The 394-nt window shown below is 49.0% G+C and carries 1 protein-coding gene; it reads left to right on the plus strand.

The window, feature by feature from the left end; translation table 11 throughout:
• A partial coding sequence (locus AC1VNY_RS42865) for a hypothetical protein (RefSeq protein ID WP_482409733.1) occupies positions 1–304 on the plus strand: 304 nt, incomplete at its 5' end.
• Between the last annotated feature and the right edge of the window lie 90 nt (positions 305–394).

The raw sequence follows: 394 nt of genomic DNA on the forward strand, positions 1-394 counted from the left end.
GTACGGGGCACTGACAGATGCCAATGTTGAACTCATCAACATGCATGAAAAGAAAAACATGCGATCCGTGGCAAGGGAACTCTCACAAGCAATCCTGAAAGCGGCACGGGAAACCATTCCTAGAGGCGCACGGAAGGATTACAAGCCATACTGGACAGCAGAGGTTCAGAAGCTTGAAAATGACCTTGAATTGGCAAGGAGTGTGGCTGAACAGGCACAGTCAGTAACGACCAATACTGCTTACAAGGCGGCAGCAGCAAAATACAAGCGAGGTAAAACGATCAGCACAACAGAGTTGGGTTGATAAGACCGAATCCCTGAACCTTGATAGGGACGGCCATAAATTGTGGAAGTTAGCAAAAGCGCTGAGTGATGATAACACCAGCCGTCCCCC

This window comes from Bradyrhizobium ferriligni (genome assembly GCF_056837965.1).